This window comes from Novosphingobium sp. PhB55, assembly GCF_004368805.1.
In the GTDB taxonomy this organism is placed as follows: Bacteria; Pseudomonadota; Alphaproteobacteria; order Sphingomonadales; family Sphingomonadaceae; genus Novosphingobium.
This window is the reverse complement of the sequence record NZ_SODQ01000002.1, coordinates 331,869-348,318: the sequence shown is the minus strand read 5'-3', so window position 1 is coordinate 348,318 and position 16,450 is coordinate 331,869. Positions and strand designations below refer to the sequence as shown.

Here is a 16,450-nt window from a genome sequence, read left to right as displayed (position 1 = left end):
GCGTCTCATCCAGCCAATGCATGCCGAAACCGTGCAAGGCGCTGCACGGCCTCGTCCAGCACTTTCGCCGGCTTGGTGAAGCAGAAGCGGACCAAATGGCCCGGCGCCTGCGCGCCCTGGTAGAGCGCGGAAACCGGCACAGTCGCCACCCCGGCCTCCACCACCGCCCGCTCGCTGAAAGTCCGGTCCGCAAGGCCGATGCCCGAAGCGGACAAGTCGACATTGAGGAACCAGGTCGCCGCGTTCGGCAGAACGACGAAGCCCGCCTGCGCCAGCCCCGCCTTCAGCTGCTCGCGGGATTCCGCCCATTGCGCCCGTTGCCCCGCCAGCACGGCATCCGGGAGCGAGAGCCCTTCCGCCACGGCCCATTGCAGCGGCACCGCCGTGGCATAAGTCAGGAACTGGTGCGCGCGCGAAATCGCCGTGCCCAGCACATCGGCGGCGATCATCCAGCCGATCTTCCAGCCCGTCAGCCCGAATATCTTGCCTGCCGAGCCGATCTTAACCGTCCGGTCGGCCATGCCGGGGAACGCCATGAGCGAGCGGTGCGGAACCCCGTCGAAACGCACATCTTCCCAGACCTCGTCGCTGATCGCGATGAGATCGTGCGCGGTGCAGGCCCGCGCGATCGCGGCGAGTTCCTCGTGGCTGGCGACCGTGCCCGCCGGGTTGAGCGGGTCGTTGAACATCAGCACCCGCGTCCGCGGCGTGATCGCTGCCTCCAGCGCCTCGGCAGGGTAGCGGAACTCCGGCGGCAGCAGCGGGATCGAGACGGGAACGCCGCCCGCCCGGCGCACCAGCGGCGCATAGGCGTCATAAGCGGGCTGGAACAGGATCACCTCGTCCCCCGGCTGCACGAAGGCGAAGATGGCCGCAGCCAGCGCCTCCGTCGCGCCCGAGGTCACGGTGACCTGCTCTACGGTAACCGGCAGGCCCTGCCGCCGCCCGTAATAGCCGCAGATCGCCTCGCGCAGTTCGATCAGGCCCGCGCCGGGCGGATACTGGTTCGACCGTTCGAACAGGGCGCGGCTTGCCGCCTCCAGCAGGGCCGGCGGGGGCGTCCCGTCCGGAAATCCCTGCCCCAGGTTGATCGCCCCATGTTCGCGCGCGAGCGCCGACATGCGGTCGAACACCGTGCGCTCCATTTCCGCATAGACCGGATGAATGCGATCGGCTGTCTTCATGCCCGCAGGGGCTCCCCATCTTGTCCGGACCGTTGCCACGCCAGCGCCCGGCCCTCCGGCGCCTTACCTCCGACAAACCGCCCGCGAGAGCAAGAGCGCTGCACGCCGGAGCGAAATCGGCGAGAACCGCGCCGAATGCCCGAACCGCAGGGAACCAGCGCGCCCACCACGCGTCATTGGCTTGATGGAAATCGCCTTCCGCTTGCGCCGGGGAGGATACAGCACGCACACATCCCCGCGCAGCCCGGACGGACACTCGCTGCTCCCGGCGAAGCGAGAGACTTGCCCGACATGAACCGACCAGTGCTGTTCTCCACCCCGTTCATCGAACGGCTGCCCCTCATCCCGGAGCGGCCACTGGTGCGCTACGGCACTACGGCGGCGCTCTGCATCTTGGCGGCCTGGCTGCGGTGGGAACTGGATGCCGCCTTTCCACCGGGCTATCCCTATCTCACGTTCTTTCCCGCCGTGATCCTGTCCTCGTTCCTCTTCGGCCCCCGGCCGGGGATCATGGCTGCGGTGATCTGCGGGTTCTTTGCCTGGTACTTGTTCATCCCGCCCCGTTTTGGGCTGGCGCTCGATTACAAGTCACTGGTTTCGCTGGCTTTCTACACCGGCGTGGTGGCGGTGGACATTGCCCTCGTGCATCTGATGCAACGGTTCAACGCGCGCCTTCACCTCGCGCAGGAGGAAGTCCGCCTGCTGGCCGAAGAGCGCGGCGTGCTGGCGGAACGTACCGAGCTGCTGTTCCAGGAGCTTCAGCACCGGGTGGGCAACAACCTGCAGATGATCGGCGCCGTCCTGTCGCTGCAATTGCGCGGGCTGGAGGAACCGACCGCCCGCCGCGCCATCGCCAATGCCGCCGGCCGGTTGCAGGTGATCGGCCGGATCCAGCGCCAGCTCTATCGTCCGGACGGCGAACTCGTGCCGCTGGACCGCTTCGTCCACGATCTCTCGGGGCAAGTCATGGATTCGAGCGGCCGGGAAGACATTGCCTGCAAGGTCGCCGTGGAGCCCGGCATCGTACTGCGGCCCGATGCCGCCGTGCCCGTGGCCCTGATTCTCTCCGAAGCCATGGCCAATGCGCTGGAACACGGCCTGGCTGCGCGCGACAGCGGCCTCATTCGCATCGACGTGCGCCGCCAGAGCGAAGGCATCGCCTTCAGCGTGGAAGACGACGGCGCGGGCCTGGCGCCGGACTTCGAGCCCGACCATGCCGAATCGATCGGGCTGCGGATTTCCCGTGTCCTGAGTCGCCAGCTCGAAGCCCGGCTCACGCTGGAAAATCTGCCCTGCGATTCGGGTCGCAGCGGGGCAAAAATGACCCTTCACCTGCCGCCAAGCCGTTTTGCCGAAGCGGAATGATCAGCAATGTCGCATCTCGGAGCCGAAACGATTACACTGACTGGCTCTGCTAACTTGCGATTCAGCCGCCCGACCCTACATTGGCGGGCGAAAGGACGGTTTCTCCCAAGATGAACGACGATCAGCCTAGCGGCAATCCCTGGGTCAAGAGCCTGCTCGTATGGGGCGGCATCTTTCTCGCGCTCCTCATGGTGGTATCCATGTTCAACACCCGCAGCGAGAGCGGGCCCATGATCGCCTATTCCGATTTCCGCGCGAAAGTTGCCGAAGGCAGCGTCCAGAGCGTGGAAGTGGGAGAGGACAGCATCGATGGGAAGATGAAGAACGGCGACACGTTCCGCACCGTCCCCGTCCCCGGCGACACCACGCTGACTCCGCTGCTTCAGCAGAGCGGCGTGCAATATGCCGGCAAGACGCCCGAGGAAGGCAGCCTGCTCGTCTACATCCTCGCGCAAACCCTTCCCTTCCTGCTGATCGTCGGCATCGCGTTCTTCGCGCTGCGCCAGGTCCAGAAGGGCGGCGGTTCCGGCGCGATGGGCTTCGGCAAGTCCAAGGCCAAGATGCTGACCGAGCGTTCGGGCCGCGTGACTTTCGACGATGTCGCCGGCATCGACGAAGCGCGGGAGGAACTGGAGGAAATCGTCGAGTTCCTGCGCGATCCCACCCGCTTCTCCAAGCTGGGCGGCCAGATCCCGAAGGGCGCGCTGCTGGTCGGTTCGCCGGGTACCGGCAAGACCCTGCTCGCCCGTGCCATCGCCGGTGAGGCGGGCGTGCCGTTCTTCACGATCTCCGGCTCGGACTTCGTCGAGATGTTCGTGGGCGTCGGCGCCAGCCGCGTGCGCGACATGTTCGAACAGGCCAAGAAGAACGCGCCCTGCATTGTCTTCATCGACGAAATCGACGCGGTCGGCCGCCATCGCGGTCACGGCCTCGGCAACTCGAACGACGAACGCGAACAGACGCTGAACCAGCTTCTGGTCGAAATGGACGGTTTCGAGGCCAACGAAGGCATCATCATCATCGCGGCGACCAACCGCCCCGACGTGCTGGATCCCGCGCTGCTGCGTCCGGGCCGCTTCGACCGTCAGGTCGTGGTGCCGGTGCCGGATATCGAAGGCCGCGAGAAGATCCTGGCCGTGCACATGAAGAAGGTGCCGCTGGCGCCCGACGTCAACCCGCGCGTGATCGCGCGCGGCACGCCGGGCTTCTCGGGTGCCGATCTGGCCAACCTCGTCAACGAAGCCGCCCTGCTCGCCGCGCGCCGCAACAAGCGCCTGGTCGCCATGCAGGAGTTCGAGGACGCCAAGGACAAGGTCATGATGGGCGCGGAACGCCGCTCGATGGTCATGACCGACGACGAGAAGAAGATGACCGCTTATCACGAGGCCGGCCACGCGCTCGTCTCGCTGCATGAACCGGCATCCGACCCGATCCACAAGGCCACGATCATCCCGCGCGGCCGCGCGCTGGGCATGGTCATGCGCCTGCCGGAGCGTGACAGCTACTCGTATCATCGCGACAAGATGCTGGCGAACCTCTCGGTTGCCATGGGTGGCCGCGTGGCGGAAGAGATCATCTTCGGCTACGACAAGGTTTCGTCGGGCGCCTCGTCAGACATCCAGTACGCCACCAGCCTGGCCCGCAACATGGTCACCAAGTGGGGCATGTCGGACAAGCTGGGACCGATCCAGTACGAGGAAAGCCAGGAAGGCTACCTCGGTATGGGCGGCACTCAGCGTACCATGAGTTCGGTGGATACCAACAAGCTGATCGACAGCGAAATCCGCGGCCTGGTCGACAATGCCCATGCCCGCGCCACGCAGCTGCTCAACGAATATAGCGAGCAGCTGGAATCCCTGGCCCAGGCCCTGCTGGAATACGAGACGCTCTCGGGCGACGAGATCAACCAGCTGCTGGAAACCGGCAAGCTCGATCGTCCCAGCGAACCGCGCGGCCCCGGTGCACCGCGACCGCTGACCGGTTCTTCGATCCCCAAGGCTGGCCGCCGCTTCTCCGGCAGCGCCACCCCGCAAGGCGCCTGACGGAACAGACATCCCGGAACATGAGTTCTCCTTCGGGAGAATGCAGGAGGGGGCGCAAGGCTTAACGGTCTTGCGCCCCTTTGCCGTTGGCGCCGTGAGGATTTGGTCCGGTGGGCATCCGGTCCGCTTTAACAGCGCTGAGCCGATTCGAACTCGGCCGGCCATTCGCGGGTCGCTTCCTTGGTGGGCAGTCAACGGAACCTCTCGCACCATGACCGTGATCGTCGGCTGGAGGAACACGGCGTATTCGCGCCAACGGGGTCCGACGAGCCAGTCACGCGTGCAACAATCGCAATACTCTGGCTTGAATATCGTGGTTGCGAAGCTACCGAGGCTTCACGGCCAGAGTGTGGATGCCCGCTCCGTTTCTCCTCTCCGCAATGACAGAAAAGAAGAACGCCTCACGTAAACGCGTCGGCTTTCACCGCTCATTTGTCCTCCCAGCACATGCTGGAGGCCAGGACGGTTCGCCCCCCAAGCAGTAGTCTGGTCAGGACCGCGCGACTACCAGACGCGAGAAAATCGAGATGCCGCGCCGCGTCGGCTTGGTGTCCCTCTTCGCCCAAGCCGATATAGCGGCGGCTACCCGGCGAAATCCGGGTAACCGCCGCTCGCCCCGTCAGACAACCACCAGCACCGGGTGGTCGACGTAGATGTCCGTCACGCCCAGCGTGTAGTGATTATAAGCCTCCCCATTGATAAGGGTCTGGCCCTGGAAGACCGCGCCGGACATCGTGACCCGGTCGCTACCGTCGCCCGTCACCGTGAGTTGGTGATGGCTGTCCGTCGCGCGCAGCACGCCCGCCTCGGTGAGCGTGATCTGCCGGCCCGCGTCGCCAGTTCCCAGATCGACCCGCTCGATGTTGCGGATGTTGGATACCGCGTCGAGGTTCAGCACGGCGCCCGTGCCACTGGCGATCAGGAGCGTGTCGGTCCCCGCGCCGCCGTCAATCAGCGTGTCGGCCGCGTCGTAGACCAGCGTGTCGTCGCCCGCGCCGCCGTTCAGGCTATCGGCGCCTGCCCCGCCGCGCAGGAGATCGTTCCCGTCGTTTCCGTTCAAGGTGTCGTTGCCACCGTAGCCGTAGAGCCGATCGTTTCCAGCAGATCCGTTCAGGGTATTGGCGCCGGACGTCCCTTCGAACAACGTGGACGAGCCACCGGCGTTGAGGAGGCTGACATCCAGCAGCGTCCCCGTGGAGGCACTGGCATTCAGCCCGGCCATGTCGGTGGCGGAGATCGTCGTCGCGCTCAGGACATCCAGCCCCAGAAGCGTGAGGTTCTGGGTGAAATGGACTGTATTCAGCAATTCGTTCACCGCCATGTTGTCCATCGCCCCGCCGCTGAGTGACGTGATGGTCAGGGTGGAGGACGGCCCGAGAATGCCCAGAATGCCCGAGGAGTTCGATATTTGAACCTGCAAGCCAAGCTCTGCGGCCAGAGCCGAGGACGCCGTCAGCGCATAGGCCCCCAATGCAAGAGACAGGGTGGGAGCGTAGCGGACCTGCACGGTCTTGAGATTGTTGTTCGGATCCACGGCGGTCAGAGACTGCCCGCCGAGGTCGATCAGGTTCAGCGCTTCAAGCCCCACCAGTCCGAGCAATGATCCATTGGTGGCCTGCACCATCGGCGCCAGTTCCGGCACGGCGGTGACGTTCACCGTCTGCGCAGCGCTGCTGCCGACGTTGCCTGCCGCGTCGACGACGCGAACAGCCAAGGCATGCGATCCGGTGGAGACGGTGCCGAGACCGTAATACCAGCTCTGGCCGGAAGTGCCTGCTGTCACCCAGTCGCCGCCATCCAGCCGCACCTGAACGGTCTCGCCCGCTGCAAGCGCGGTGCTGAGCGTGCCGCCTACCGTCGGGCTGTGATCGTAAGTGCTCCAGTCGCCCGTGGTGCCGGTATCGGTCACCAGCGTGGTAATGGCGATCGTTGCCGAAGGCGGCGTCCGGTCCAGCGTCATCGCATAGGCGTTGGAAGCCGCACTGGCGTTCCCGGCGGCATCGACCGTCACCGCGGTGAAAGTATGGACGCCGTCCCCCAGTCCGCCCGCCGGCGTGTAGGTCCACGCACCCGAACCATTGGTGACGGTCGAGCCGAGCGCCACGCCGTTGTCATAGACGATCACCGTCGTGTTCGCAGGCCCGGTGCCGGTCAGTTGCGGCGCCGAATCGTTCGAGGATCCCCCATTGGCGACGACGCCGGTATTGGGCGCCAGGTCATCCACGATCGAGGAGATGACCGGCACCGCCGGAGGCGCCGTATCGACAGTGACGACGAAGCTGTTGGAGGTCGCACCGGGATTGCCCGCGGCATCGGTGGCGATGGCCGTGAACGTATAGGTTCCCTGCGCCAGCGGAGCGACCGGCACAAAGCTCCAATTGCCCCCGGCGTCAGCCGTGGTCGTCCCCAGGATCGCTCCATTGGCCAAGATCGTCACTGTCGATCCCACTTCGGCCGTGCCGCGCAGCAGCGGCAGCGTATCGTCCGTCACGCCCCCGCTGGCGACCGGTCCCTGCACCGTGCCGACATCGTCGAACAGGGTGGCTATCGTCGGCGCAGCTGGGGCCACGATGTCGACCCAGACAAGGAAGGTCGCGGAGGCCGGGCCCTGGTTGCCGACGGCGTCGGTCGCCCTGGCCGTGAAGCTGTGCTCGCCCTGCGGCAGAGCCACGGAAGGCGTGAAGCTCCAGGCGCCGGAACCGTCAGCCACGGCCGTGCCCAGCAGGTTTGTGCCTTCGTAGATCGAGACCGTGGAATTGGCCTCCGCCGTGCCCACCAGCGTCGGCCGGGTGTCGTCCGTGGGCGCACCGTTGACCACGTTTCCTGTGACCGGGCCGGTATCGTCGGCAGCGTAGGAAATCGTCGGCGCGCCCGGCGGCGTGGTGTCCACGGTCACCGCATAGGCCGCCGAGGCGAGGCTGATGTTGCCAGCCGCATCGCGCGCCGTGGCCGTGAAATTGTGCAAGCCGTCCGGCAGGCCGGTAGGCGGGGTGAAGCTCCATGCGCCGCTGCCGCTCGCCACCACGGTCCCCAGCAGGGCGCCATTGTTGTAGATCGAGACCGTGGAATTGGCCTCCGCCGTGCCGGTCAGGGCAGGCGTACCGTCATCGGTTGCCCCGCCATTGGCAATCGGACCCTGCCGCGTGCCGACATCGTCGCTTGCGGTGCTGATCGTGGGCGCCGCCGGCGGCGTCGTATCGACCGTCAGGGCGAAGGCGGCTGTCGCCCCGCTCGTGTTGCCGACGGCATCGGTGGCCGTCACCGTAAGCGAATGCGGGCCGGTTCCAAGCAGTGCGGCCGGGGTGAGGCTCCAGCGCCCGGCGCCATCGGCGGTGGTGGTGCCGATCAGGACGACACCGTCATAAACGGAGATCACGGCATTGTTTTCCGCGGTGCCGGTCAGCGTGGGCCGGGCATCGTCGGTCGTCGCGCCTGGGGCAAGGCTGCCCTGCACCGATCCCACATCGTCCGCCACCGACGTCACCACCGGAACGGCCGGTGCGGCCGTGTCGACGGTGAGCGTATAGATATTGGACAACCCGCTCTGGTTGCCCGCGGCGTCCGTGGCCGTGGCGGTCAACCCATGCGGCCCGGTGCCCAGCGCGCCAGGAGGCGTGAATATCCACTGCCCCCCGCCATCGCTGACGGTCGTGCCCAGCAGCGTTGCACCTTCGTAGATAGACACGATGGCATTCGCCGCAGCCGAACCGCTCAGCGTCGGCCGGGCATCGTCGGTCGAGCCACCGGATGCCACCGAACCCTGGATCGATCCAATATCGTCCACCGCGTTGGCGATCACCGGCGGGGCCGGCGCATTGGTCACCACCGTCACCACATAAGGCGCCGAGCCGCCGCTCACATTGCCGAGGGCATCGGTGGCCGTCACGGTGAAATTATGGCTGCCTTGGCCGAGCGGCGCGGAAGGCGTGAACAACCATGTCCCGGAAAGGCCCGCCGCCGTCGTGCCGAGCAGCACCCCACCGTCGTAGACCGAGACCGTGGCACCGGGCTCCGTCGTGCCGGACAGGGTCGGCGTGGTATCGTCCGTCGAGCCGCCGCTGGCGACAGGCCCTGTCACCAGACCCGCATTGTCGGCTGCCGAGGCTATCGCAGGCGTGGGAGGAGGCGTGCGATCGATGGTCGTGGCGGTAGGCAGCGAACTGTTGCCCGCCGGATCGACCGCGGTTGCGCTTACGATAACGCCGCCGCCCAACTGCGTGACAGGCGTATACGTCCAGTGGCCGCTGCCGTCCGCCAGCACCGAAACGTCCGAAACAGTGTCCCCATCCAGGTCAAGCCGGACCGTGGCGCCCGCTTCGGCGGTGCCGGTCAGCACCGAGCCGTTGCTGGCGTCGATCGTGGGCGCGCCTGGCGGGATGGTATCGACACCGAAAGTCAAAGGTTCGCTGTTCAGGCTCTGGAGACCGCTTTCAGAGGCTGTGGCGGTAATGCTGTGCGCACCGTCCGCCAGCGGCACCACGGGGGTAAAGGTCCAGATACCCCCGCTGTCAGCAGTGGTCGTGCCGAGCTGGACGCCGTTGTCGAAGATCGTGACAAGGCTGTTCGCCTGCGCTGTGCCGTGGATTTCCGGGCGATTATCGTCGGTGGTGCCGCCCGCGCCGATCGGTCCCTGAGTGGTACCCACATCGTCCGCGACAAGGGGGGTAGCGGGGATCGGCGGCGGCGTGGTGTCGATCGCCGTGTTCACCACTTCGCTGGCGGGGCCCGAACGGTTGCCCGCAGGGTCCACGGCAACGGCGGTCACTGTCGTGCCGTCATTCAGGCCCGGCGCAAAAGTGACGCTCCACTGGCCGAAGCTGTCGACCGTGGTCGTCTCGTCCGCCGCGTTGTCGCCATCGACGTCGAGTTCGATAGTGGCGCCAGGATCGCCGGTGCCCGAAACGGTCGTTCCGTCCGTGGCGTTGAGCGCGGGCACGCCGGGCGCAGTGGTGTCGACCTCGATATCGTAAGCCGCAGAGGGCGGGCTGACATTGCCGGCAGCGTCGGTTGCCGTGACCACGAAACTGTAGCTGCCTTGCGGGAGGGTTGGCGAGAAGGACCACGCTCCATTCGGCGCGGCCGATGTCGTCGCGAAGATGGTGCCATTGATATAAAGCGTAATGGTCGCCTCGGCCTCTGCCGTACCTTCGATCAAGGGTTGGGTATCGTTGGTGGAACCGCCATCCGCCACCGTGCCCGTCTGTGGGGCGGTGGAATCCTCTACCCGCTGGATCAGCGGGGCGGGCGGTGCATTGGTATCCAGAGTGAAGGCGAACGATGTGGAGGGCGCGCTGACGTTGCCGGCCGCGTCCGTCGCGGTCAGCGTGATGGCATGGTTCGCACCGGCGAGCACGGTCGAAGGTGTAAAGGTCCAGGCCCCCGAGGCGTCCGCGACAGCCGTGCCGATAGGCGTTCCGTTGTCGAGTATCGTGACGAGACTGCCAGAATCCGCGGTTCCGGTGAACTCGGGCGATGTGTCGTTGGTGAAGCCGTTGACCGGCACGTTGCCCCGGATCGGATCCTCGTTATCCGTAATCGCGGCTAGTGCGGGTATGCCGGGTGGGAGGGCATCGATCGTGACCACGGTCTTCCCGGACAGGTTGCCTGCCGCATCGCCGGCCGTCACCGCCACCGTCGTCCCGTTGGGCAGGGTGGTCGGCAGGGTATAGCTCCACGCGCCTGCCCCATCCGCCTGGACTTGCGCTTCGACGGAGCCGTCGTTGCCGATGTCGATACTGACGACGGCGTTCGGTTCCGCCGTTCCGGTCAGGCTTGCCTGCCCATTGCTGGGGGCCACGACCGGCGCCGGCGGCGGCGTGGCATCGATGGTGAAGCTGAACGAAGAGGAATCGGGCCCGACATTGCCGACCGCATCCGTGGAGCGCACGATGATCGTCTGCGCCCCGTCCGCAAGGTTCGGCGTGAAGGTCCAGGCGCCCGATCCGTCGGCAAGCGTCGTGCCGATCTGCACTCCGTTGGCGAGGATCGTGACGGTCGCATTGGGCTCGGCCGTGCCGGCGATGGTAGGCGTGGCGTCGTTGGTAAGTCCGCCCGCTGGCACGGTGCCCAGAACGCCCGGTGCATTGTCCGTGATCGAAACGATGCTTGGCGCCGGGGGGGCTGCCGTATCGACCGTCACGACATAGCTGTTCGATATCGGGCTGGCATTCCCCGCGGCATTGAGGGCAACGGCCGTAAGCACATGCGTCGCATTGCCGAGCGGCACCGATGGGATCAGGCTCCAGATCCCCGATCCATTGGCAAGCGCCGTCCCGACTTGCACCCCGTCCGCATAGACCAGGACCGTGGCGTTGGCCGGGGATGTGCCGGCGATGGCGGGCTGGGAATCATCGGTGCGGCCGCCCGTGGCGACATTGCCCTGTGCCGAACCGACGGCGTCGGTCACGCTGCCGATCACCGGTGCGGCCGGGATCGCGGTATCGACCGTGATCGTATAGGCACTCGACGCCGGGCTGAGATTTCCAGTCGCATCGGTCGCTCTGGCGCCGAAGACATGGCTTCCCGGCGTAAGCGGCGTCGTGAGCGCGAGGGTCCAGGTGCCGGTATTGCTTGTCAGCGCCTGGCCAAGGGCGACGCCGTTATCGAACACCGTAACGGTCGACCCGGCCTCGGCGGTGCCGGTGACGAGGGGCAAAGTATCGTCCGTCGTGCCGCCGTTGGCGACGGAACCCATTTGCGGCCCCTGATCGTCTACCGCGCTCGTAATGACCGGAGCTGCCGGAGGGGTCCTGTCCACCACAAGGCTGCGCGAGGCCGAAGTATTGCCCGCCTCATCCGTGGCTGTCGCGATGACCGTCGCACCGTCCGGCAGAGGAAGGAGCGGACTGTAGGTCCAGACGCCGGAACCGTTCGCCGTCACCTGAACGTCCACCGTGCCGTTGCCGTCCAGGTCGAGATTGACCGTGGCATCCGCCTCCGCCGTGCCGGTCAGCGTTGCCCCCGTGCTGGGCGCGATCACCGGCGCGGCGGGCGGGGTCGTGTCCACGGTCAGGGTGAATGGCGATGACGCACCGCTGGCGTTTCCAGCAGCATCGGTCGCGATCGCCGTGAAGACATGCGTACCCTGCACGAGCGCCGGACTGGGGAAGATGCTCCAGGCGCCGGTGATGCTGGCCGCCACGGTGCCGATCGCGGTGCCATTGTCGAACACGGTGACGGTCGAGAAAGGCTCGGCCGTGCCCGAAAGCACCGGCACCGCGTCATCGGTGATGGCGCCCGTCAGCAGCAGACCCTGGCGCGAGCCGACATTGTCCACCGCGGATTGGAACACCGGCGCGGAGGGCGGCGCGGTGTCGATCGTGATGAGGTAGGGGGCGGAAACGATGCTCGCCGTGCCCGCTGCATTGCTGCTGCGCGCGGTATAGGCATAAGTCCCCTGCGAGAGGGGCGCGCTGGGCGTGTAGCGCCAGATGCCCAGCTGATCGGCCGAGACGGTGGCAACGGCCACGCCGCCGCGCAGGATCGTGACCGCGGCATTGGGATCCGCCGTGCCGATCAGGCTGGGCTGGGTATCGTTAGTGGTGCTGCCGCTGGCCACGAAGCCCTGCTCCGTACCGATATTATCGGTCGCGCCGCTGATTTCGGGAGCATCGGGCGAGCCGCTGTCGATCGTTACGGCGTAAGCGGCGGACTGTGGGCTGAGATTGCCCGCCGCATCGCGCGCGGTGACCACGAAAGTGTGGCTGCCCTGGTCCAGGGCAGAACCGGGCGTGAAGCTCCAGGCGCCGGAGCCATTGGCGTTGGTCGTGCCGAGCAGGACACCATTGTCGTAGATCGACACGAAGGACCCGCCCTCCGCCGTTCCGGTCAGGGCAGGAACGGCGGCATCGGTCGAACCGCCGTTCGCGACCGGGCCCTGACTGTCCCCGACATCGTCCGCGACGGACGTGATGACGGGCGCTGCCGGCGCCACGGTGTCTATGGTAAGCGCAAAAGATGCCGAGGATGCGCTGCTGTTGCCGACGGCATCCGTGGCCGTGATCGTGAAGGCATGGCTTCCTTGCGCCAACGGGATGCTGGGCGTGAAGGTCCAGAGGCCGCCCACATCGGCCTGGGCGGTCCCGAGCAGCGTGCCGCCGTCGTATATCGAGACCGTGGAGCCGGGGTCGGCCGAGCCGGAGATGGCCGGTTGCCGGTCGTCGGTGGACGCACCATCGGCCAGTGTGCCTTGCGACGAACCCACATCATCCGTGACGGCTGTGAAGGCCGGGACGGCAGGTGGCTGCCGGTCTACGGTGATCGAAGCCCCGGCAGAAGTATTGCCGGCCGCATCGGTGGCCGTCGCATGGACCACGACGCCGTCCGCCAGCGGCGTGGCGGGCGTGTAACTCCAGCGGCCGTCCGTATCGGCCTGCACGGTCTGGTCTGCCGTGCCGTCACTGTCGAAGTCCAGGCCGATCATGGCGCCGGCTTCCGCGGTTCCGCGGAGGATGGCGCCATTGGACGCCTCGATCACCGGGGCTGGTGGCGGCGTATTGTCGACCGTCAGGACGAAGGCCGTCGACGGCATGCTCTCGTTGCCGAGGTCGTCCGTCGTGGTGGCGGTCAGGCTGTGGGCGCCTTCCGCCAAAGTCGGCGTGAACGTCCAGGCACCGATGCTGTCCGCATGCGTCGTGCCGAGCAGCACACCACTGTCGTAGATGGACACGAGCACGCCCGGCTCCGCCGTGCCGGCGAGCAGAGGCGTCGTATCGTCGCTCGTGTCGCCACTGGAAAGCGTGCCCTGATCGGGGCCGGCACTGTCGGTGGCGCTGCCGATGGCGGGCACGGGCGGCGGGGTGCTGTCGATGGTGGTATCGACCGTTTCGGTCGCCGGGGGCGACGAATTCCCCGCTGCATCGCGCGCGGCCACGGTAATGGTGGTGCCCTCCGCAAGGCCCGGCGTGAACGTCACGCTCCAGCGACCGTCTCCGGCCGCGATCGTCGTGGCATCGGCGGCACCGTCGCCGTTGGTATCGACCGTGACGACAGCCCCGGCCTCTGCCGTGCCGGAAACCGTCACCCCGTCAGTGGGGTTGAGAATGGGCGCGGCCGGGGCCGTGAGATCCAGCGTCACCGCATAGTCCGAGGACGGGCCGCCAAGGTTGCCTGCTCCGTCGAGCGACGTGACCGAGAACCGATGCGCGCCCTCCCCCAGACTGGCCGTGACGAAGCTCCAGTTGCCCGAGCCATCGGCAATCGCCGTGCCCAGCAAGACCCCGCCATCGCGGATCGAGACGGTGGAGCCTGCCGGAGCGGATCCGGCCAGGGTCAGGGTGGGATCGTTGCTGGTCCCGCCGCTGGCGATCAGGCCGGTATTGCCGGCAAGATTGTCGATCGCGGCATCGATGGTCGGCGCCACGGGCACGCTCGCGTCCACGACGAGGATGACGGCGGGCGAAGCATTGCCCGCCGGATCGCTGGCGACGATGCTGACGGGCGTGCCGTCGGGGATGAGAGTGTCCGGCACATAGGCCCAGTTCCCGTCGATATCGGCCTGCACCACCGCGTCCACCGTGCCATCGCCGCCGATATCGATGCTGACTGCGGTCCCCGGATCGGCCGTACCCAGCAGCCCGGCGCCATTGCTGGGCGCAGCCGTGGGAATCGCCGGCGGGATCGTATCCACCGTGAATGCGAAAGCCGCCGATGGTGCACTTTCGTTGCCGCTGGCATCGGTCGCCGTGAAGGCGAAGCTGTGCGCGCCCTCCCCCAGGGCGAGCAAGGGCGTGAAGCTCCAGTCTCCGCTGCCATTGGCCACGGCCGTGCCGATCGCTGCGCCATTGTCATAGACAGTGATCGTTGCGCCCGGCTCGACGCCGGAGCCGGAGAAGGTCGGCGTGGGATCGTCCGTCACGCCGCCGCTGACAAAGGCGCCTTGAATCGCGCCGACATCGTCGCTTGGGGCGTCATTCCCGGGCGCGGCGGGGGGCGTGCTGTCGACGCTCCGGTCCACCGTCGCGGCCTCGGCGGGTGAGGCATTTCCGGCGGCATCCACCGCCACGACGGTCACTACGGTGCCATCCGCCAGCGCCGGATCCAGTGTGATGCTCCAGGCGCCTTGCGCATCGGCCGCCGTGGTGACGTCCGGCTGGCCATCGCCGTCGAGATCGATTTCCACGGTCGCGCCAGGTTCCGCCGTTCCCGAAAGGGTCACGCCGTCCGTGGCACCGACCAGGGGCGTGGCCGGCGCGAGGGTGTCCACGGTAAAGCCGAAGGCTGCCGATGCGCCGCTGACATTGCCTGCCGCGTCGCTTGCCGTGACGGTGATGGCATGAGCGCCATCGGAAAGGGCCGCTGCGGACGTGAAGCTCCAGTTTCCGGCGGTATCCGCCTTCGTGGTGCCCAGCAGAACCCCCTGGTCGTAGACCGACACCGTCGCGCCCGCCTCCGCAGTGCCGTGGATCGTCGGCCGGGTGTCATCGGTCACCCCGCCCGCGGCGACGGCGCCCGAGACGGTCCCGACATCGTCGTCGAGCGCGCCGATGGCCGGCACCGGCGGCGCAGAGAGATCGATGGTCAGCGTTGCGGCGGGGCTGGCATTGCCCACCGCGTCCGTCGCGACAACCGTGACGGTAGTGCCATCGGCAAGCGGTGAGGCCGGCGTGTAGCGCCAGCGTCCCTGGGCATCGGTGGTCACCGTGGCATCGGCCTTGCCATCGCCATTGAGGTCTATCGAAAGGGTCGATCCGGCTTCGGCGCTGCCGGTCAGCACCGTGCCGTCGCTGGGATCGATGGAGGGTCTGGCCGGGGCGGCGGCGTCGACCACGATCCGGGTCGCAGTCGAGGCATTCCCGGCCGCGTCTACCGCCGTTACGCTGACCGCCGCGCCATTTGCGAGCGGCGTTCCCGGCACATAGCTCCACTTGCCGTCCGTCCCGGCGGTTACGGTGGCATCGGTCGTGCCGTCCCCATTGAGATCGATGCGGACGGTCGCACCCGGCTCGGCCGTGCCGGAGAGGGCCTTGCCATTGCTGGGCGCCACTGTCGGCGCAGCCGGCGCCGTGGTGTCCGCAGGCGAGGCACTGTGGTGATGATGCCCGCCCGTCGCGGCTGCGACGGCGCCACCGACACCCAGCACGCCAAGGCCGATCAGCGCGGCATTGCCGAGACCCAGCCCGCCGCCCCCTGCCGCAGCCCCTGCGCCGGCAGCCGCATCCAGCGGGGTCGTCTGGAAAGCAAGCGCTTCCGTCGATGTGTCGCCCGGCACGAAGCAGGCGCTTTCACTCAGGCCGACCAGCCACTGGCCGGTGCCGGCAGGGTCCACGAAAGTCAGCTGGTCCAGCGCTTCGGCCGGGCATCCGAAATAGCCATCAAGCCGGATCGTCGAACCGTCTGCGAAATGGATGACCAGATCGTCGCCTTCACGCAGCATCGACGACACGGAAGACGGCGCCGCACCGACACGCACCTGAGACCCCGCATCCACCTGAACTTGCGTTATCCCGTCATGCGCGACGGTTGTCTTCACGGCCTTGGTCGCGCGATTGGTGATGTCGACACGCTTGTCCATCAGAGGTCTCCCAACGGTATGGATGGCATCCTTCTTCAGGGCGCTTCACGTCACGGTTGAAAGTCTGCCTCGCGACTGGAGATTGCCCCTCGGATTTCGAAAACTCGGCAAGTTGGCAGTCCGCGCAGCGGCCTGTCGGCCGTCTTTGAAAGACGTACGGAGGCCGCCGGTCGAACCGGGTAATCAGATGTGGAGTAGGGTCGTGCGGAGTAAGGAAGGCGATACGAACTCGATCGCCTTCTCGTTAATTTCCCGGCGCTTGCACGAACAGCCGTTTCCATTCCGGAACGGATCAAAGCTTGGGCGACTTGCCGCCGGTCAAGGAACTGGAAGGTGAACGACTCTCG

General features: G+C 67.0%; 4 protein-coding genes. 2 read left to right on the top strand and 2 right to left on the bottom strand.

Annotated features, from left to right (window positions below; genetic code table 11):
• Positions 1-5: 5 nt before the first annotated feature.
• Complete coding sequence (locus tag EDF57_RS05930) at positions 6-1,184, bottom strand: aminotransferase (protein WP_134093459.1); 1,179 nt, start codon at positions 1,182-1,184, stop codon at positions 6-8.
• Between the two features lie 291 nt (positions 1,185-1,475).
• Here EDF57_RS05930 and EDF57_RS05925 point away from each other — a divergent pair, with 291 nt between their 5' ends.
• On the top strand, positions 1,476-2,549 hold the full coding sequence (locus tag EDF57_RS05925) for a DUF4118 domain-containing protein (protein WP_134093458.1): 1,074 nt from the start codon (positions 1,476-1,478) through the stop codon (positions 2,547-2,549).
• 110 nt (positions 2,550-2,659) lie between these two features.
• On the top strand, positions 2,660-4,591 hold the full coding sequence (gene ftsH, locus EDF57_RS05920; protein WP_132267447.1) for an ATP-dependent zinc metalloprotease FtsH: 1,932 nt from the start codon (positions 2,660-2,662) through the stop codon (positions 4,589-4,591).
• A gap of 619 nt (positions 4,592-5,210) precedes the next feature.
• Here the strand turns inward: ftsH and EDF57_RS05915 are convergent.
• Positions 5,211-16,103, bottom strand: coding sequence for an Ig-like domain-containing protein (locus EDF57_RS05915; RefSeq protein ID WP_134093457.1), 10,893 nt, complete (start codon positions 16,101-16,103; stop codon positions 5,211-5,213).
• Positions 16,104-16,450 lie beyond the last annotated feature (347 nt).

Coding starts and splice junctions, on each gene's coding strand:
- EDF57_RS05930 (WP_134093459.1), bottom strand. CDS start 1,184: ATGAAGACAGCCGATCGCATTCATCCGGTCTATGCGGAAATGGAGCGC.
- EDF57_RS05925 (WP_134093458.1), top strand. CDS start 1,476: ATGAACCGACCAGTGCTGTTCTCCACCCCGTTCATCGAACGGCTGCCC.
- ftsH (WP_132267447.1), top strand. CDS start 2,660: ATGAACGACGATCAGCCTAGCGGCAATCCCTGGGTCAAGAGCCTGCTC.
- EDF57_RS05915 (WP_134093457.1), bottom strand. CDS start 16,103: ATGGACAAGCGTGTCGACATCACCAATCGCGCGACCAAGGCCGTGAAG.